Origin of the sequence: Pseudobythopirellula maris (genome assembly GCF_007859945.1) — a bacterium.
Taxonomy (GTDB): domain Bacteria; phylum Planctomycetota; class Planctomycetia; order Pirellulales; family Lacipirellulaceae; genus Pseudobythopirellula; species Pseudobythopirellula maris.
Genome location: NZ_SJPQ01000001.1, coordinates 658,604 through 677,227, shown reverse-complemented (window position 1 = coordinate 677,227; position 18,624 = coordinate 658,604). Strand labels below are relative to the sequence as shown.

Below are 18,624 nucleotides of genomic sequence, written 5' to 3'. Positions count from 1 at the left end.
AGAGACTCCAGGATTGCAGGTTTGGACGATGGGCGTAAAGCAGCTTTACTCAAGTGGCGATTCAGAGCGAGGGATCAACATCGTTTGAGCGACCCGCTCGGCCGTTTCCGAGGGCCAGCCCCACGTCGCTCGCCACACCTCGCCCCAGCTGTGGGTCTCGCGCCACAAGCGGTAAAGGTATTCGAGAGACGCCCACACCTCGTCGTAGGCAAAGTAGATAAGCACCAGCGAAAGCACCGCGGTGACGAGGCACAGGAAACACCAGGAGCCGACGACCGTGCCCTGCAGGACGACGAGCACCGCGCTGACAACGCCTAGCGGGATCACGTCGATGCCGAACAAGATCACCATCCAAGGCCGGTACTGCCAGCGTCGCGTGGAGCCCGCCAGTCCGAAGACCGCGTCGCCCAGGTAGGCGAACGCTCCTAGCGCCGCGTCGGGAACAAGCATCCACAGACGCATGCGGTGCGACACCTGCGAATCGAGCACACGCTGCGTCTGGTCGCCGAAGATCGGGTCCCAAGCGTAGGAGATCAGCCTCCACTGGTAGAACGCCATATAGGCGGCGATCGCCGCCGCCACCGCCGCGATCACACATATCGGCACGCGTTGCGACCAAGCAGACGGGTTGTAGCCGAATCGCTTCAGCGGGGCGTTCAGGTCGCGAGCGAGCAACGGGTCGATGCCGGCCGGCGCCGCCTGGGGCGGCTCACTGGGATTCGTCATTGCTTGAGCCCCGCGGCTTCACGCCTCGCTCGCGGTATGACCTCATGCTCCTTGTTCGCGACGGGCTCGCCGAGTCGCTCGGCAGGAGGGCTGCCGAGGCCGTTGATCCGGTACCACGACTCGGGGTCGAGAGACAGGCGGTCGAGCATCGTGGGGAGCGTGCCGGCCAAGTCTTTCCGGGGCGCCCAGCCCAGTCGCTGCTTCGCCTTGCTCACATCGAGCGGGTAATGATCGTCGGCCAGATCGACCATCCACGGCTTGATGAACGCATCGGCCGACGACAACGTGTTCTTGACCCAAGCGCCCGCCTTGGCCACAGCTTTGGGGATGCGCAGGGTGGTCCACTCTTCACCGTGCAGCTGACGGCCAATGCGGTCTTGCAGTTCGCCGTAGCTCAGCAAGATATCCTCGGCCAGCAGCAGCACCTCGTACTCGTCAAGCTCGCGCCGACGCTCGATGGTGAGCCGGATCGCCTCTTCGAGGTCGTCGAGGTGGATGTAAGGCTGGCCGTGCGAGGTGTCACCCGGGTAGAAGTGGCTCTCGAGGTCGTGCTCATAGATCCGCTTGACCTGCTGAGCGATCGGGATCGAGTGGCAGTCTTCGTCGTACACCCCGGCGATGCGGAGGATCGCCGCGGGCGTGGAGCCACGCTCCTCACGGATCACTTTCTCCGCGGCGAGCTTGGATTTGGGGTAATCCCACTTGGCGGCCGTGGGCGAGGTCTCATCGATTGACTCTTCGTCATCGCCCACCGGGAGCATGACCAGCATGCTGCTGCTGAAGATAAACTGCTCGACCTCACATTCGCGGAGTGCTCGCAGCAGCCGCTGGGTGCCGTCGACCGTGAGCTCTTGGTAGAGCGGGCTCGGCTCGCCGGCAAAGTCGTAGTAGGCCGCTAAATGAATCACGCTCGCAAATCGACCACCGGCCTGACGGCTCGCCTCGGCCACGCCAGCCCGCACCGACTCTTCATCGGTCAGGTCGCACTGGAACCGGTGGAACCGGTCGTCCGGCTCCTCGGGCAGTGTGATGTCGAGGCCGTAAACCTCGTACTCCGGCTCCAGCAGCCGGCAGAGCCGAGAGCCAATCAGGCCCGTGCTGCCGGTGATCATAACGGCGGGTTTGTCGGTGGCGTGCGGTTCGGGTGGCATGGGGCTGTGTCCGATTGAGGGTAAACGACGGGCGTGGTGACCTAATCCGCTAGCTTCACTCCGCTTCGAGTGGTTGGACTTCGAGCGGCTGGGCTTCCTGCGACAAGGCTTCTTGTGGCTCGCGGGCTTCGTTGCGGATCACGGTCACCGGGCAGGGCGCCTCACGCACGACCTTTTCGGCTACCGAGCCCATCACCACTCGCTGGAATCCTTGCCGGCCGTGGGTGCCCATCACGATGCGCGAGGCGTGCGTCTCTTCGGCGAGGCGAAGGATCTCGTCGGCCGCTTCGCCAACTCGCAGCACGTGCTCGCAGTCGATCACCTCGGTTGGGGCGACGGCGTCGAGGCGCTCGGCGATCGCGGCTCTTTCCTGACCCTCCGCGGCGGCGCGGTACCAATTCGACGCGGCGCCGGGAGTAGCGATGCCGTACACCGCCGGAGCGAGGCTCGCCACGGGCGGGGCGGCCGGAGGCTTAACGTGTGTGATGATCAGCTTGCAGCCATCGCGTTTGGCGACTTCCGAGGCGAACCGCAATGCGGGGTCGTTCTGATCGGTGAAATCGGTGGGGAAGATGATGGGGTTCATGGCCTGGGCGTATGTCTGGAGCGTTGGGTCGGAAACGAGACAGCGTGTCTCGACTCTTAGAGCGGTTTTCGAATTGGTGTGGACGAGCGGGGAAGCGATTAGGGTCGTGGCGAGGAAGCCGAAGCAGGCAATGCGGTGCATTGTCGATGCAGGCTGACGAAGCCATGACGCCGATCGCGAGCCGAGCGTCTACACCAATGAGCAAACCGCTCTAACCTCAGCGGACGCAATGCCCGTGCCATGTTGCCATGGCCTCGATAGAAGCCCCCGCATTAGCGAGAGAGCGGCCGTAGCCATTTGAGCGCGCTGGTTTAGCGGCGTTCAGCCTGGCGCGAACGCTACCGACGCAGTCGCCGCTCGGTCACAGCGACGTGCTTGTCCGCACGCGGAGACGCGTGGAGAGAGAGGGGTTAAAATAGGCGCCGCCGGCAAACTCTACCCCGGCCGGCGATCCTCGCGCCGTTCCTTACGCGTCTCGGCCGGCACGCCGTAGCGCCACGCTCCGTGGGCGACGAGCAGAGCGGCCGCCGTGGCGGCCCAGCCGTAGCGGCGGTCGGCGGCGACACCGAAGCCTTGGGCCGCGATCCCTTCTTCCGCCGCAAGGCCGGCGAACACCGTGTCATGCGCGCCCTGCCGCTCCGCCGAGAGCCCGCCCCCGCCTCGCGGCGCCATCGCCGCAAGGCCCGCAGCGGTCTCGTCGGAGGCGAATCGCTCCAGCAGCCAGAGGCCTTGGGAGAGAGCATCAGTCGGCGCGGTCGACGCTGGGTTCTCTGTATTGCTCCCGCCACGCGAGCCAGCTGGGCCGTGTGAGCCTGCCGCGTTGTGCGAACCGACGGGCCTGTGCGAACCGACGGGGCTGTGCGAACCGACCGGGCCGGGCAAGCTGGCGTCGCCGGCTTCTCGGGTTGTGGGCGTCGCATCGGCCGCGGGGGCGACCTCCACGGCCCAGGCGCGGTCCCACTGGCTGGTGAGCTTGTCCGTCGACGCCAAGTGGGCGGAGGCCGTTGGCGATTTCACACGGTGAGACGCGAGGAGCAACTCGCTGTCTTGGGCTGACCAGGCGGCCACGGTCGCCCGCGGCGTGGGCGTCAACTCGTGGCCCGACACGCCGCGTTCGGTTGGCGTCATCAAGCCAGCCAAGTCGATCAGCGGTGAGTCGGCGGCCGGCGTAGCGGGGAGCTGAGGCATCGGGTCGGGGCGTCCGAAATCGAGCAGCTGATCCGAGCCCAAGCTGTCAGCGTCCATAACGAAGTCGGTCTCTTTGAGGCGATCCAGCAGGTCCGCCAAACCCACGCCATCGCTATCGTTCGCATTGCCGACTGCAGGAGTGTCTGCATCGTAACTAGGGCTACCCACGACCGAGTTCCGCCAACCGGTGTCAATATCCTGCGGTTGGACGATCACAATACGTGGAATGTTGTCTGTGGCTTCATCAACCGCTGTGATTGTGAATTGATGCGAGGATCTCAGCTCGGCCAAGCTAGTCGGATAGCCCACTAAGCCGGACGAGTTTTGGAAAGAGAACTCAAACCGCTGCCCGCCGTCGCTTAGATAATAAGCGCTGCCGGCGCCGGCTGTGTCCGAGTCGAACAAGTCCACGAAACGATCGCCCGTGTCGCCGGCCAGCATCACCCGCGATTCGCACTGCTCGATTCGCAGCTGTCGGCCGCGGCGGCGGCGAGCCGTGTGGCGGTGGTTCGCTCCCACGCTGTGGGGGCGGTCGGTCCGGTGTTTCTTGAGCCATGCCATCAGGGTCGATCTCCTAGAGTTCCTTCTCAGGCGTTTCGCCTTGCAGAACTGTTGCGTCGTCCGCATCGGCGCCGAGGGCGGCGATCTTGCTCTCGACGGCCGAGAGCTCCTCGCGGCGTCCCGCCAGGTCGAGCGTCTCGGCGTAGTTGCGGTACTGCTTGCCGAGCATCGCCAGACGATTGGGGCCCGGAGGCCCCGGGGCGCTGTTCTCTTCGAGCGTGGTGACCGCCTCGGCGAAGGCCTCGACCGCCGCGTCGAGGCGACCCGCCGAACGGAGCGCCACCCCGCGGTTGTTCCACAGCGCGGCTTGGGCGTCGCGGTAGGTCGGCGTCTTTGGGAAGTCGGCCGTCAGGCCGGCCAGTGTTTCATTCGCCGCCTCAAAAGCCGCGTCGCTCGCTTGCTCGTCGCCCGCTTGTGAGGAGGCGAGCGCCAGGTTGCCCAGGGCGATCGCCAGCTCACGCCGGCTGCGCGGCAGCAGCGGGTTCTCCCGCACCAAAGCCTGCAGCGTTTGCGCAGCGCGGCCGTAGCCTCGAGCCGCGGCGGGCCAGTCGCCGGCCGCCCCGTGCAAGGCGGCGAGGTTGTTGAGGCTCATCGCCAAGTCGCCGCGGTAAGTCGAGTCGCCCGGCCAACGCTCGCAGAGACGCTGGAGCGTTGTCGCCGCCCGCTCGCTCGCTTCGAGCGCTTCCTGGGGCGACGAGCGTCGCAGGGCGTCGCTCAGATTGTTCTCGGCGACCGCCAAGTCGCGGGCGTGCTCGGCCCGCTCGGGCTCGAGGGCCGCCACGCGTTCCAGCAGGCCGATCGCCTCACGCAGCCGCTTGGCGCCGTCCGTGTTGCGACCCGACCGCGTCAGCATCACCCCGTGGTTGGCGAGCGTTTCGGCCATCAGGCTCATGCGCGCGACGCTGTCGGGCTCTTCCCTGAGCAGCCGGCGCCCCAGCGAAATCGCCGCGCCAAATCGGCGCCCACTCGTGTCGTGGTCGCCGAGGTTCCCTTCGATCCGAGCGAGATTGCCCAGCGCCATCAGCCCCAACAGATCGTTAGAGGAATTGTCGCTCTTCGTTTGAGCAGCTTGCAACGCCGCGTCGCTGGCCACTAGGTCGGAAGTAAGTGGTAGAGCGCCACGCCACGCTTCGACCGCTTGCTGGTAGCAGTCCCGCGCCGCCGCGGGGTCGCCGAGCCGTTCGGCCACGGCGCCCGACTTGTAGTGTGTCGTCGCCAGGTCGTCGCGGAGCGCGCCGTCGGGGCCCTCGGTCTCGAGAAACGCCTGGTAGTAGCCGAGCGTGTCGCCCAAGAGCCGCTGGTGCAGCCGCTCGGCGCCGGGGATCTCGGCCAGCCGGTCCGCCAGATCGGCGCCGAAGTGATCGACCACCAGCCGCGCTTGCCGGTAGTGGGTTTCGGCGCGGGCGAGGTTGGCCTCGGACTGGGCGAGAGCGTCGGCCGTGCGGCGGGCGTGGGCGCCGACCCACACCGCGCTGGCGGCCGACACGGCGGCGGTGACAAACAGCGCGGCGGCCGCGGCGGCCGCCACGCCACGGCGACGCGCCAACCACTTCGCGCTGCGCTCCACGAGACCGGGCCGGCGGGCGACCGTCGGCTTGCCGTCGAGGAACCGTCGCAGGTCGTCGGCGAGCGCTTGTGCCGTGGTGTAGCGGTCGTCGCGCGACGTCTCCATCGCCTTGAGGATGATCGTCTCCAGGTCGATCGGGATCGCCTGGTTCAGCCGCCTCGGCGCCACGGGGGGCGAAGAGCCGATCCGCTCGGCCAAGGCCCGAGCGCCGGCCGCGGTGTCGTCGAACGCGTGCGCGGGGCACAGCGTGAGCAACTCGTAGAGCGTCGCGCCCAAGGCGTAAACGTCGGTGCGCCCGTCGACCAAGTCGCCGCGGCCGCGGGCCTGCTCGGGGCTCATGTAGCGGAGCGTGCCGATCACGTCGCCCGGCAGCGTGACGCTCAGCTCCGACTGCACACGCGCCAGGCCGAAGTCGGTGACCCACAGCTTGCCGGCGCGGTCGAGCAACAGGTTGGTCGGCTTCACGTCGCGGTGCACCACGCCGTAGCGATGGGCGTGCTCAAGGGCCTCGGCAGCCTGCACACCCAACTCGGCGACCGTGCGGAAGCGTTGCGTCTCGCGGGCGTCGCCCAGCGTCGAGGCGAGGCCCGCGCGGAAGTCGATCGTCGAGCCGTCTTTCGGCGCCGCGGTCGGGCGAGGCGACGCCGCATCCTTGTCCAGTCGGTCGGCGCGCAGCTCCTCGATCGCCTGGCCGAGCGACATGCCCTCAATGAACTGCATCGCGTAGAAGTAGACGCCCCGCTCCTGGCCGACGGCGAACACCGGCACGATGTTCGTGTGGTGCAGCCCGGCGGCGGCCTGCGCCTCGGTGCGGAAACGCGAGATCTGTCGCTCGTCGAGCACCGCCGAGAACGGCAGCACTTTCACCGCGACCCGACGGTTGAGCGAGAGTTGCAGCGCCTCGTGCACCACGCCCATGCCGCCGCGTCCCACCTCGCGGAGCAGCTCGTAGTCGCCGATCTGGCGGCGCCTCTTCTTGGCCGGCTCCGATGCCGACGCCGACGAATCCCCCCCGTTGTTATCGATGAGCGAAGGCCCGCTGAGCGAGTTGCCGCCGTGCGAAGTCAGCGCACTCGAATCGTCGGCGTGCGCCGCCATCGCCTCGTGGATCTGCCGCACCCCCTCAAGGTACTCCGGCAGCACCTCGGCCAGAGCGGGGTGGGCCGCCGCGATGTCGTCCATCGCGGGCTGCTCGCCACGCTCCAGCGCGGCGACATACTGCTCCAGCGCCTCGGCCAGTTCCTCTTGCTGGGCGCCGGCGAGTGAACCGCTGAGCGAGTGATCGACGTAGGGCCGCGAGGGGGAGGTCACTCGGTGTCCCCCTGTGTATGGCTATTCAGCGGGCCGCTACTCAGCGAGCCGCTATTTCCCACGGCGGGATGGTCGACGGCCGCTGCATCGCCCGAAGCGTCGCCCGCCGGTGGGGTCGCGTCGGCGTGCTGGACCAGACGCTGCGCGTCGCGCAGTTGCTTGATCGCTCGCAACCATAGCATCCGCACCGCGCCGCTGGTGCGGTCCATCCGCTCGGCGACCTCGGCGAACGGCAGCCCCTCGAGGTGCCTCAGCCGGATCACCTCTTGGTAGTCGTCCGGCAACTCGGCGAGGGAGGCGGCCAACGCCGCTTCGCTCTCCTGACGCTGCATGTCGGTGCTCGGCGACGCCTCGCGTCCCGCGGCCAAGGCCGAGAAGCGGATGGTCGACCGCTCGACGCCGCGTCGCACGTGGTCGAGCGACACCTCACGCCGCACATCGCGTTTGGCGGCGTAAACGTTCTGCTCAACCGCCCGCAGCAGGTTGTTCACCAAGATCCGCCGCATCCAGCCGAGCAGCTCCTCGGGCGATTCGCCACGAAAGGCGGCGAAGTCACGGTGGGCCTCGTAGAAGGTCTCCTGGACCACGTCCGACGCGCTGACCCGCTTGCGGAGCTTGTCGTCGAGCTGGGACGAGACGACCAGTTTGAGGTACTGAGAGTAGAGCCCCATTAAACGCCCGAGGGACGACGTCGAGCCTTGTCGGGCTCGGTCGAGCAGCATCGCGGCGTCGGTGGAGGAAGAGGGCATTGCGGTTTTCTGTAACCGGGGTCTAACACCAATGGCAGACTTGCATTGTACTTGTCACGCCGTTCGCCAAGATTGCTCGATTTTTGTCGTTTTAGTCATGTCTCTGCGGGGGCCTCAACAGACCGCCGCAACCGATGCGGCGCGGCCGTGCCGACCCAGGGGGAAAGGGCGGCAGGGCGCTCAAATAAAAACCGTTGAAAAAACAGCCCGATAAATGGCGTCTTGAGCAGTCGTCGGCGGACCGCCTAAGCCATTAGATAGTAACGGATTAGAAGAAAATCGCCGTGGCCCAAAACTGAGTTTTGCGCGCTTGGCCCAAGAAGCTTTGCAGAGATTTGGAGATCGATCGGCTACAAAGATAATTGGGCGCCGCAGGGGGATCGAAATCGAGCGGCCCGGCGGCTGAGAAATGCGTTTTCGACACAGGAAGTCTCCTGATCCAGCGTCTGACTGCAATTATTGCAGCCCGTTCGGGGGGGGAGGCCCTCTCAGGGCTTTTTTCTGGCGACCAGCGGCGCCGCGAAGCAAAAGTATTTTTGGGCCATCTCGCCCGCACGGCGCACGCCCGGCGGTTACGCCGCCCAGTGGGTCGATTCGTCGTCCGGTTCTTCTTCGGCGTCGAGCGCTTCGAGCGATTCCTCGCTGAACCAATGGCCGGCGAGCATCCTCACCGGGGCCAGCAGCGCGATGAACAGCGGGAACAGGATGCCCGCCGGGCTGCTCTTCACCACCCACAGCAGCACCAGACAGCCGAGTTGCAGGACCGTGAAAAGGTGGATCTCTCGCAGCCGGGCGCGGCGTAGGTAGTGGGTGGCGGGGTAGAGGTCGGGGTCTTTCACCCACAGGCTGAGCCGCTCGAAGAACTGGTTTCCGGCGATCGACACCACGCCCATGAACAAAAACAACCCGTAGAGCACCGCCATCGGCAGCTGGTTGAGGAGCGACAGCAAGAGCAGCGACAGGCTCATCAGCACGTGGATCGAGAGGGCCGTGACGCGGTTCTCGCGGACGTGGATGATCCGTTCGCGGGTTTGGCCATGGCTGACCACCTCTTCGCTCGTGGCCAAGCTGCGGACATGGTTCAGCGAGCGGACGGTCGCCGCCACGAGCCACGGCAGGCCGAACAGCGAGCAAACGCCGACCAGCGAGCCGACCACCAGCAGGTCGAGGTGATAGCCGGGGCCCTTCTGCAGCTTGTGGTCGGGGCTGTTGACCAGTCGGGCGGTGATGTGCTGGTCGAGGTAAACCAGCACCGCCACGAACAAGGCCGGGATGGCCGCCGCCCAGCGGGCCCACACCGGCGCGGCGCCGAGGTCGACCAGCCATGGCCGGCCGGTCGTCGAGCCGAGCTCATCGGGAGCGGGCAAGGTTTCCAGCGGCACGGCGTCGAACAGCAGGGCCACCAGCGCCATCGAGCCCAGGGCGATCGTCGGGCCGAAGTCGGCCAGGAACTCGCGCATCGCGGGGCGCAAGTAGCTGCTGCGTCGGAACCGCGAGAGGCTCATCGCCACGTAGAACGTGCCGAGGGCCAGCAGCAGGCTCAGCAGGGCGCTGTCGTAGGAGCCCCCCTCGTCGACCTCTTTAAACGGCTGGGCGAGCGACATCACCGCCTGGTTAATGAAGATCAGCGAGATCAGCGCGGCGAACGCCTCGTCGGTGAAGCGTGTGAAGTAGCGCAGCAGCGAGCTCGCGTCGATCGCTGAAAGCAAGATCACGAAGCCGGCCGACCAGAAGCCGACCCAGGCGTAGGTCGGCAGGAACGGCAGTTCGGCTTGTTGGCAGAGTTGGTAGAGCGTGGCGGTGATGACCAGCATCGGCCCGGTGCCGCCCAGCAGGATGAGCGGTTGGCCCGCCAGCAGCGCATAGACAACGCCGCAGACCGCCGTGGCGAGGATCATCTCGACGGCCCCGATCTGCCCGCCGGTCTCGACCGCCATGACGCCGCCAAAGGTGACCGCCGGGGCGAGGCAGGCGAACAGCAGGAAGAGCGTCGACCCCAAGCATTTGGGGTGCAGCCCGTCGATAAAGTCGCTGGCGTAAAGCGGCAGGCGGCGGCGGAGGTCGTCGCGCACCCCGCCGAAAGGCCGGTAGGAGAACTTCAGCCCGACCGGCGCCTCCGCCTCGTCGCGTTTGGCGACCGGGGGCGCCATCCTGGCTTGGAACTTGTCGAGCGCCTCGACCAAGTCGCCGCCGTCGCGAGCGCGGCCGGCGTCGTAACGAAACTCCTCGTCCGACACCAGCCGGGCGGCCGAGGCCAGCGTGTCGAGGTGCTTGGCGCTCGCCTCGGGTGGACCGAGCAGGAAGAAGACGAACCGGGTGGGGATGCCGTCGGGCGCCCCCAGGTTGAGCGGGCCAGCCAAGCGGACGAACACCACGGTCGGCTCGCTGATCGCCTCGAGGTAGGCGTGCGGCACGGCGACGGCGTGGCCGATGGCGGTCGAGGAGACCTTTTCACGCTCCACCAGGGCCGAGGCGACCTCTTCCTTGCGCTCGGCGGGCAGCACGCCCCTGGTGACCAGGCGGTCGAGCGTTTGGTCGAAGACCTCGGCGAGGCTGTGGGCCTGGGCGTCGAGCAAGACCCAGTCGGTGGCGAAGGCCTGGCGGATAATCTGCAAAACGGCGGCCCTGGGGGGTCATCGGCGTCGGTTTTCCCCGCCAAACCGTGTGCGGAAATGGCTAGGGAGGCTCAAAGTGAGCGGCAGTATAGTCCGAGCTGCTTGCTGTGGGAGCAGTGATTTCGCGACCCTTTTAGCGCCGCCAGGGGAGTCATACGGGGCAAGGCGACCGACGTTTCTGCCACATTGGCAGCTCTGCTGGCCCCGGGCGGGAGGGAGCAGGGCCGGCGAGCCGTGAAACGCCGTCAATTTGGCCGCTCAAAGCCGTCGCGGCTTCTTGGCACGCTGCTTGCGTAATAGGGCGTCCGCAGCCCCCGGACTGCCAATCCGCGCGCCCTTTGGCAGACGCGGCTTCGAGCGACGGGGCTTCACCACGCACCGAACCAACCAACCCACGCCGCGGCGGACCGCTTGTAGGAACAAGCCCGGGCCGCCTGGCCGAGAACCACCTTCCCCTACTCAAAGAGGATTTCACCGTGGCAAAGCAAATGGTGTTTGAGGACGACGCACGCAAGCCGCTGGCTGCCGGCGTCGAAAAGCTCGCCCGAGCGGTCAAGAGCACGCTTGGCCCCCGCGGCCGCAACGCGGTGCTCGACAAGGGCTGGGGCTCGCCCAAGGTCACGAAGGACGGCGTCACGGTTGCCGAAGACATCGACCTGTCGGACCCGTACGAGAACCTCGGCGCCCAGCTCGTCAAAGAAGCCGCCAGCAAGACCAACGACGTGGCGGGCGACGGCACCACCACCGCCACCGTGCTGGCCGAAGGGATCTTCCGCGAGGGGCTCAAGATGCTGGCCGCCGGGGCGGACGCCATGGCCCTGAGCCGCGGCATCGCCAAGGGCGTGGAGGCCGTGGGCGCCGCCATCCTCAAGTCGGCCGACGCGATCGACGTGAAGGACAAGAAGAGCCTGCAGCAGATCGCCACGATCGCCGGCAACAACGACCCGTCGATCGGCACGGTGCTGGCCGACGCCTTCGCCAAGGTTGGCAAGGACGGCGTGATCACGGTCGACGAGGGCCGCGGCGCCGAGACCTCGGTCGAGTTGGTCGAGGGCATGCAGTTCGATCGCGGTTACCTGTCGCCCCACTTCGTCACGGACGAGGACGACATGGAGGCGGTCTTGGAGAACTGCCAGATCCTCGTGTTCGAGGAGAAGATCTCCAGCGCCAAGTCGATGGTGCCTCTCTTGGAGGAGGTCAGCAAGAACGGCAAGCCGCTCCTGATCATCGCCGAGGACGTCGACGGCGAGGCGCTCGCCACGCTCGTGGTGAACAAGATGCGCGGCATCGTGCAGGTTTGTGCGGTGAAGGCCCCCGGCTACGGCGACCGTCGCAAGGCGATGCTCGGCGACTTGGCCGCTTTGACCGGCGGCTCGGCCATCTTCAAGGACCTCGGCATCAAGCTCGACGGCGTGCAGGTCACGGACCTTGGCAAGGCCAAGAAGGTGATCGTTGCGAGCGGCACGACGACGATCGTCGGCGGCGGCGGAGGGAAGGACGCGATCCAGGCCCGGGCCGACCAGATCCGCGCCGAGATCGATTCGACCGACTCGGATTACGACCGCGAGAAGCTGCAAGAGCGGCTCGCGAAGATCGCCGGCGGCGTGGCCCAGATCAAGGTGGGCGCCTCGACCGAGAGCGAGATGAAGGAGCGTAAGGACCTGTTCGACGACGCCCGTGCGGCCACGCAGGCCGCCCTGGAAGAGGGCATCGTGCCGGGCGGCGGCGTCGCGTTGCTCCGCAGCGAGAAGGCGATCGACAAGCTCGACCTGGAGGGCGACGAGAAGCTCGGCGCCCAGATCATCAAGAACGTGCTCTGCTGGCCGCTGAAGTGCATCGCCACGAACGCCGGCGTCGACGGCGATGTGGTCGTCAACCGCGTGCGTCAGATGAAGGGCAAGACCGAGGGCTACAACGCCGACAAGGACGACTACGTCGACCTCGTCGCGGCCGGCGTCATCGACCCGGCCAAGGTGGTCCGCACCGCGCTGCAGAACGCGGCCAGCGTGGCGGCCTTGCTGCTCACGACCGACTCGCTGATCTGCGACATCCCCAGCGACGACGAGCCCGCCGGCCCCGGCGGACACGATCACGGCATGGGCGGCATGGGCGGCGGTATGCCGGGCATGGGTGGCATGGGTGGCGGCATGCCGGGCATGGGCGGAATGGGCGGCATGGGAATGCCGGGCATGATGTAAGAAGGAGCTCTCAGCGATCAGCCATCAGCGGTCAGCTGATGGCGCAAAAAGTTGATCGCTGAAAGCTGACTGCTGATCGCCTCGCTCCAACAAGATTTGATTCCAAAACAACAAACCGCTTCATCGAAGCGCCAAACTCATACTCAAGGAAAAAACCATGGCCAAGAAGATCAATCTGCGTCCGCTCGACGACCGTGTGGTGGTTCACCCGCTCGAGGCCGAGGAGATGACGGCCGGCGGCATCGTGCTGCCGGACGCCGCCCGTGAGAAGCCGCAGCGCGGCAAGGTCGTGGCCGTTGGCGTCGGCAAGCTGCTCGATTCTGGGAACCGTGGCGAGCTGTCGGTCGCCGTTGGCGACGAAGTGATCTACGGCAAGTACGGCGGCTCGGAGGTCGAGGTCGACGGCGACGAGTACAAGATCCTGCGTGAGAGCGACATCCTCGCCAAGGTCACCGCCTGACGAGGTTGATCCCCTCCCCCCTGGGGGAGGGAGAAAACGCGCGGCGGACGCCGCCCCCAACACACCGAATTCAACGCACATACTCCCCCCACACAGGAGTCCTTCCCGTGGCTAAACAACTCATGTTTGACGACTCGGCTCGGGCGAAGATGCTCGCCGGCGTCGACAAGCTGGCCAACGCCGTGGCCGTGACGATGGGCCCGACCGGCCGCAACGTGATGATCAACAAGTCGTTCGGCGGTCCCACCGTGACCAAAGACGGCGTGACGGTCTCCAAGGAGATCGAGCTGACCGACCCGTTCGAGAACATGGGCGCCAAGCTCGTTCACGAAGTGGCGAACAAGACCAGCACGATCGCCGGCGACGGCACGACCACGGCCACCGTGCTGGCCCGGGCCATCCTCAAAGAGGGCGCCCGCAACATCGTGGCGGGCAGCAACCCGACGGCCGTGCGTCGCGGCATCGAGAAGGCAGCCGCCGCCGCTTGCACGCAGCTCGACAGCATCTCGAAGAAGGTGAGCTCGAAGGAAGAGATCGCCCAGGTCGGCGCCATCAGCGCCAACAACGACCGCGTGATCGGCGACCTCTTGGCCGACGCGATGGAGAAGGTCGGCAAGGACGGTGTGATCACGGTCGAAGAGGGCAAGACCATGGACACGACGCTCGAGTTCGTCGAGGGCATGCAGTTCGACAAGGGCTACCTGTCGCCCTACTTCATCTCGGACCAGACCTCGATGGAGGCGGCTCTTGAGGACTGCTACCTGCTGATCCACGAGAAGAAGATCGCCAACCTCCGCGAGCTCCTGCCGGTGCTCGAGGCCGTGAGCCAGAAGGGCAAGGCGCTCTTCATCATCGCCGAGGACATCGAGGGCGAGGCGCTCGCCGCTCTGGTGGTGAACAAGCTCCGCGGCGTGCTCAACGTTTGTGCGGCCAAGGCCCCCGGCTTCGGCGACCGCCGCAAGGCGATGCTCGGCGACATCGCCACGCTGACGGGCGGCACGCTCATCTCGGAGGACCTTGGTCTCAAGCTCGAGAGCGTCACGCTCGAGCACTTGGGCCGCGCCAAGAAGATCTCCAGCTCGAAGGACGCCACGACGATCGTCCAGGGCGCCGGCGCCGCGGCCGACGTGTCGAAGCGGATCGACCAGATCCGCAAGTCGATCGAGAACACCTCGAGCGACTACGACCGCGAGAAGCTGCAGGAGCGTTTGGCGAAGCTCACCGGCGGCGTGGCGATCGTGTCGGTCGGCGCCTCGAGCGAGGCCGACATGAAGCAGAAGAAGGCCCGTGTCGAAGACGCCCTGCACGCCACGCGTGCGGCCGTGGAAGAGGGCATCCTGCCGGGCGGCGGAACGGCGCTGCTGCGTTGCCGCGAGGCGGTCGAGTCGGCCCGCTCGAGCGCCAAGGGCGACGAGAAGATCGGCGTCGACATCGTGCTGGGCGTCTTGGACGCCCCGCTCAAGCAGATCGCCAGCAACGGCGGCCTGGCGGGCAGCGTGGTGGCCGACAACGTGGCCCAGAAGGGCAAGAACACCGGCTTCGACGCGAACGCCGGCGAGTACGTCGACATGTTCAAGGCGGGCGTGATCGACCCCACGAAGGTCGTCAAAACCGCTCTGACGAACGCCGCCAGCATCGCCGGCTTGATGCTCACGACCGAGGCGCTTGTCACGAACTTCGACGACAAGGACGACGACAAGAAGGGCGTTGTGGGCAGCGTCCACTGACCGTGAGGCTTCTGTGTTCCAAACAGAGCGCGGGCCACGCTGCCATGGGGCGCGTGGCCCGCTTTGTTAAAAAATGGAACCACGGATTGCACCGATATCACGGATGGTTCCTATCTGACGAGCGGAGCTCGCCGAGAACCTTATCCGTGTCCATCCGTGAAATCCGTGGTCAAAAAACGTAAGCAGCGATGATGGCGACCCAGCGCGATTATTACGAAGTGCTCAGCGTCTCGCGTGACGCCGACGGCGACACGATCGCCTCGTCGTACCGCAAGATGGCGATCAAGTACCACCCGGACAAGAACCCGGGTGACGAGGAGGCGATCGGCCGCTTCAAAGAGGCGGCCGAGGCGTTCGAGGTCCTCAGCGACCAGGAGAAACGCTCGCGTTACGACCGCTTCGGCCACGCCGGGGTGAACGGCGCCGCGGGGCAGGGCGGCGGCGGCTTCAACGACGTGGAGGACATCTTCTCGGCCTTCGGCGACGTGTTCGGCGACTTGTTTGGCGGGGGCGGACGCTCGCGCAGCCGCAAGGGACGCGACGTCCGTTGCGACCTGACGCTCTCGTTGCACGAGGCGGCCGAGGGGGTGACCAAAACGGTCGAGATCCAACGCCACGAACCGTGCTCCGATTGCGACGGCTCGGGCGCGGCCGAGGGGAGCAAGAAAGAGACCTGCGGCTACTGCGGCGGGCACGGCCGGGTGATCCAGTCGGCCGGCATCGTGCGGATGCAGACGACGTGTCCGGCGTGCCACGGCGCGGGCGCCACGATCAGCAAGCCTTGCCGCGGCTGCAAGGGGAGCGGGCAGCGGATCGGCGTGTTCGAGGCCGAGGTGCGCATCCCGGCCGGTGTGGACAACAACTCGCGCGTGCGGATCCCGGGCCAGGGCGAGCCCTCGGCCTCGGGCGGCCCGCCGGGCGACTGCTACTGCTTCATCACGGTGCTCGACCACCCGCTGTTCGAGCGCGAGGGGCAGCACCTGATCTGCCGGGCGCCGATCACCTACACGCAGGCCGCGTTGGGCTGCCTGCTCGAGGTGCCGACGCTCGAGGGACGCGGCGAGGTGAAGGTGCCGCCCGGCACCCAGTCGGGCGACGTGTTCCGCCTCGGCGGCAAGGGCATGCCCGACCCCCGGCGCCACGGCCTCGGCGACTTGCTGGTGCAAGTGACCATCGAGGTGCCCAAGAAGCTGTCGCCCGAAGAGGACCGCTTGCTCCGTGAGTTGGCCGAGTTGGAGCACAAGAACGTGGCCCCGGAGCGGAAGAGTTTTTTCGAACAGCTGAAAGACTATTTCACCGGCGAGAGCGAAGAGAAGGATTCAAGCAACCGGGGTGCAGGGACGGCGGACGAGTAGCCCGACGCCCCGCCGTTTGCCCTCAGAGCTCACCGTCAACAACCCGCATCGCAACAGATCGCTGAAAAGAAGATGCCCGATCAAGAAGCCGAAACCGAATCGTTCGACGCGACGGTCGACGACCTCGCGCAAGAGCAAGCGGCCGCCAAGGCCGAAGGCGGCGGCGCCGACGAGGCGGCCCCCACGGTCGAACAGCAACTGGCCGAGGAACGCGATCGCTCGCTCCGCTTGCAGGCGGAACTGCAGAACGTGCTCAGCCGCAAGTCGCGTGAGCTGGCCGACATGGCCAAGTACGCCGCCTTGCCGATCGCCCGCGACCTGCTGCCCGCGCTCGACAACATCGACCGCGCGATCGCCGCCGCCGAGCAGACGCCGCCCGAGGAGGGCGCCCCCGGCGCGGGGCTGCTCGAAGGCTTTCGCCTGGTGCGGCAGCAGCTCGTCACGCTCTTGGCGCAGCACAACTGCGAAGTGATCGCCACCGAGGGCGAAGAGTTCAATCCCGATCTGCACGAGGCGATCTTGCAGCAGCCCTCGCCCGAAGTCGAGGCGGGACGGATCGTCATGACCACGCAGGTCGGTTACAAGATGCACGACCGCGTCGTGCGGCCCGCGCAGGTGATTGTTTCCTCGGGCGCGCCCGAGGCTTGAGCCCCCCTCCACTGAGCGTTAAACGACGATGCCCACTTACGATTACGAGTGCGATGCGTGCGGCCACGAGTTCGAGCTGTTCCAGCAGATGTCGGACCCGGTCAAACGCAAGTGCCCCGAGTGCAGCAAGCTGAAGCTCCGCCGTTTGTTCGGCACGGGCGCGGCGGTGGTGTTCAAGGGCTCAGGCTTCTACGAGACCGACTACCGCAGCGACTCGTACAAGAAGGCGGCCGAGAAGGATAAGAAGTCTTCCGAGCCCAAGAGTGAGTCGAAGGGCGAGAAGAAGGCGGAGAAGAAAACCGAGTCGAAGCCGAAGCCCAAGGCCGACTGACATTTTCTTGAACCACGATAGAACGACGGAACGACGAGAAGAAGCTGCCCACGAATACGCGCTAGTAAAATCTGGATCTGCGTTATTCGTCTTTATTGGCGCTTATTCGTGGGCCGCTTCTTTTCGTCGTTCCTTAGTTCCTTTGTGGTTCTCTAATTACTGAGGTGTGTCGTGCGTTGCCCCGTTTGTAACGAGGAGTTCGATCCGGCAAAGACCGAGGCGATGCCGTTCTGCGGCGAGCGTTGCAAGACGATCGACCTGGGGCGCTGGCTCGACGAGTCGAACTCGCTTCCCGCCGTGCCCGATCCCGACGATTACGAAGGCTGACGCCGGCGGCGGGAGGGGGATGTTGACGGTCGAGGGGATCGATATTCTTAAGGGGCCCGCACCAACGCATTCGCACCGCCGACACCGACCGTCGCCCCTCGCCATGCCCGCCCACGACGCCCACGCCGACACGACGCCGCCGGGCGAACCGGCCTGGCGATTGATCTTGCGGGGGGCTGGGCTCGCTTTTGGGCTCAGGGTTTGGCTGGTCGGTTTCGCCGCCCTCGTGCTCAGTGGGGCGTGGGGCGGTTGGCCCGACCCGTACGCGTTTTTCTCGTCACCGAGGTACGCCCTGGGGGCGCCGCTCGAGGCGATCGAACGCTGCCTGGGCTTGTTGGCGCCCCCTGGGGTGCCGTCTTACCACGGCGGGGTGGCCGAGGATGTGGCCGTTGGCGAGACTCTCGCCGCGAGCTTCGCTTGGCTGGCGCGTCTCTTGGTGTGGGGCTTCGCCTTGGGCGTTGTCGCTCGCATCGCGGCGTTGCGGCTGACGATCGGCGAGCGGATCGGCCTGAAGGGCGGTCTGGGGTTTGTCGCCGGGCGTTGGAAGACGCTGCTCGCCGCGCAGCTTTTCGCTTGTCTGGTGGTTGCGGCGCCGCTCTTGCTTTTGAAGCTGTTCACGCTGCCGCAACGGTTCGGCGTGGGCGAGGTGGTTTCGGCGGCCTTGTGGCCGGTGGCGCTCGTGCTCTCTTTGCTGTGGGTCGTGCTGGCGGGCGCGTTGGTGATCGGCTGGCCGCTGCTGGTGGCGTCGATCGCCGTCGAGCGGGCCGACGCGCTCGACTCGCTCAGCCGCATGTTCGCCTACGTCACGCAGCGGCCGCTGAGGCTGGTGGCGTACATCGTGATGGCCGCCGCCGTCGGTTGGGCGGGGGGCATGTTGGTCGAGGGCCTGGCGAGCGGCGCTGTCGCCGTGAGCCGCTTGTCCGGCGCCGGTTTTCCGATCCTCAAGCCGGCGATGGAGGTCCCGCTCGCTGAGCGGATGATCCGCGGTTGGACCGAACTCTTCATGCTGGTCGCCCGCGGTTACTACCCCGCCTTTTTGGCGACGGCCGGGACGGCGATCTATCTGCTCCTGCGTCGCGACATCGACGAGCAGGAAGCGGACGAAGTGTTCGTCGAAGAGTAGC

The 18,624-nt window shown here is 66.5% G+C and carries 15 protein-coding genes; 8 read left to right on the top strand and 7 right to left on the bottom strand.

Annotated features, from left to right (window positions below):
- Positions 1–45: 45 nt before the first annotated feature.
- The 7 genes from Mal64_RS02545 to Mal64_RS02515 form a co-directional block, all read right to left on the bottom strand.
- Entirely contained in the window at positions 46–726 is a 681-nt protein-coding gene (locus Mal64_RS02545; RefSeq protein ID WP_146396584.1) for a vitamin K epoxide reductase family protein, read from the bottom strand.
- Complete coding sequence (locus Mal64_RS02540) at positions 723–1,877, bottom strand: NAD-dependent epimerase/dehydratase family protein (RefSeq protein WP_146396581.1); 1,155 nt, start codon at positions 1,875–1,877, stop codon at positions 723–725. Before Mal64_RS02540 ends, Mal64_RS02545 begins: the two co-directional genes overlap by 4 nt.
- Before the next feature lie 55 nt (positions 1,878–1,932).
- A complete protein-coding gene (locus Mal64_RS02535) occupies positions 1,933–2,463 on the bottom strand; it encodes a universal stress protein (protein ID WP_197525373.1) in 531 nt (176 codons plus the stop codon).
- 435 nt (positions 2,464–2,898) lie between these two features.
- Positions 2,899–3,750 carry a hypothetical protein gene (locus Mal64_RS02530; RefSeq protein WP_146396576.1) on the bottom strand — a complete coding sequence of 284 codons (852 nt, stop codon included), beginning with the start codon at positions 3,748–3,750 and terminating at the stop codon, positions 2,899–2,901.
- 475 nt (positions 3,751–4,225) lie between these two features.
- Positions 4,226–7,090, bottom strand: coding sequence for a serine/threonine-protein kinase (locus tag Mal64_RS02525; RefSeq protein ID WP_146396573.1), 2,865 nt, complete (start codon positions 7,088–7,090; stop codon positions 4,226–4,228).
- The gene (locus Mal64_RS02520) at positions 7,087–7,839 is read right to left on the bottom strand and encodes a sigma-70 family RNA polymerase sigma factor (RefSeq protein WP_146396571.1); all 753 of its coding nucleotides are present in this window, start codon (positions 7,837–7,839) and stop codon (positions 7,087–7,089) included. The genes Mal64_RS02525 and Mal64_RS02520 overlap by 4 nt, the downstream gene beginning before the upstream one ends.
- Positions 7,840–8,411: 572 nt before the next feature.
- Entirely contained in the window at positions 8,412–10,454 is a 2,043-nt protein-coding gene (locus tag Mal64_RS02515; protein WP_146396568.1) for a PTS sugar transporter subunit IIA, read from the bottom strand.
- A 476-nt stretch (positions 10,455–10,930) separates the two neighbouring features.
- Here Mal64_RS02515 and groL (Mal64_RS02510) point away from each other — a divergent pair, with 476 nt between their 5' ends.
- The 8 genes from groL (Mal64_RS02510) (at position 10,931) to Mal64_RS02475 (ending at position 18,623) form a co-directional block, all read left to right on the top strand.
- On the top strand, positions 10,931–12,652 hold the full coding sequence (gene groL / locus Mal64_RS02510) for a chaperonin GroEL (protein WP_197525372.1): 1,722 nt from the start codon (positions 10,931–10,933) through the stop codon (positions 12,650–12,652).
- Between the two features lie 157 nt (positions 12,653–12,809).
- Positions 12,810–13,112 (top strand): co-chaperone GroES, encoded by a 303-nt coding sequence (gene groES, locus Mal64_RS02505; protein ID WP_146396565.1) that lies wholly within the window; start codon positions 12,810–12,812, stop codon positions 13,110–13,112.
- 107 nt (positions 13,113–13,219) lie between these two features.
- Positions 13,220–14,839 carry a chaperonin GroEL gene (gene groL / locus Mal64_RS02500; RefSeq protein WP_146396562.1) on the top strand — a complete coding sequence of 540 codons (1,620 nt, stop codon included), beginning with the start codon at positions 13,220–13,222 and terminating at the stop codon, positions 14,837–14,839.
- A 191-nt stretch (positions 14,840–15,030) separates the two neighbouring features.
- Complete coding sequence (gene dnaJ / locus Mal64_RS02495) at positions 15,031–16,194, top strand: molecular chaperone DnaJ (RefSeq protein WP_146396560.1); 1,164 nt, start codon at positions 15,031–15,033, stop codon at positions 16,192–16,194.
- Positions 16,195–16,266: 72 nt separating this feature from the next.
- Entirely contained in the window at positions 16,267–16,842 is a 576-nt protein-coding gene (locus tag Mal64_RS02490) for a nucleotide exchange factor GrpE (RefSeq protein ID WP_146396556.1), read from the top strand.
- Between the two features lie 28 nt (positions 16,843–16,870).
- The gene (locus Mal64_RS02485) at positions 16,871–17,173 is read left to right on the top strand and encodes an FmdB family zinc ribbon protein (protein WP_146396553.1); all 303 of its coding nucleotides are present in this window, start codon (positions 16,871–16,873) and stop codon (positions 17,171–17,173) included.
- A 171-nt stretch (positions 17,174–17,344) separates the two neighbouring features.
- Complete coding sequence (locus Mal64_RS02480) at positions 17,345–17,500, top strand: DNA gyrase inhibitor YacG (protein WP_146396550.1); 156 nt, start codon at positions 17,345–17,347, stop codon at positions 17,498–17,500.
- Between the two features lie 103 nt (positions 17,501–17,603).
- Complete coding sequence (locus Mal64_RS02475; RefSeq protein ID WP_146396547.1) at positions 17,604–18,623, top strand: hypothetical protein; 1,020 nt, start codon at positions 17,604–17,606, stop codon at positions 18,621–18,623.
- Position 18,624 lies beyond the last annotated feature (1 nt).

What these genes read in the sequence shown, in the direction of transcription:
- Mal64_RS02520 (WP_146396571.1), bottom strand. Translation starts at nt 7,839, where the DNA reads ATGCCCTCTTCCTCCACCGACGCCGCGATGCTGCTCGACCGAGCCCGA.
- Mal64_RS02485 (WP_146396553.1), top strand. Translation starts at nt 16,871, where the DNA reads ATGCCCACTTACGATTACGAGTGCGATGCGTGCGGCCACGAGTTCGAG.
- Mal64_RS02540 (WP_146396581.1), bottom strand. Translation starts at nt 1,877, where the DNA reads ATGCCACCCGAACCGCACGCCACCGACAAACCCGCCGTTATGATCACC.
- Mal64_RS02535 (WP_197525373.1), bottom strand. Translation starts at nt 2,463, where the DNA reads ATGAACCCCATCATCTTCCCCACCGATTTCACCGATCAGAACGACCCC.
- Mal64_RS02475 (WP_146396547.1), top strand. Translation starts at nt 17,604, where the DNA reads ATGCCCGCCCACGACGCCCACGCCGACACGACGCCGCCGGGCGAACCG.
- Mal64_RS02490 (WP_146396556.1), top strand. Translation starts at nt 16,267, where the DNA reads ATGCCCGATCAAGAAGCCGAAACCGAATCGTTCGACGCGACGGTCGAC.
- groES (WP_146396565.1), top strand. Translation starts at nt 12,810, where the DNA reads ATGGCCAAGAAGATCAATCTGCGTCCGCTCGACGACCGTGTGGTGGTT.
- Mal64_RS02545 (WP_146396584.1), bottom strand. Translation starts at nt 726, where the DNA reads ATGACGAATCCCAGTGAGCCGCCCCAGGCGGCGCCGGCCGGCATCGAC.
- dnaJ (WP_146396560.1), top strand. Translation starts at nt 15,031, where the DNA reads ATGGCGACCCAGCGCGATTATTACGAAGTGCTCAGCGTCTCGCGTGAC.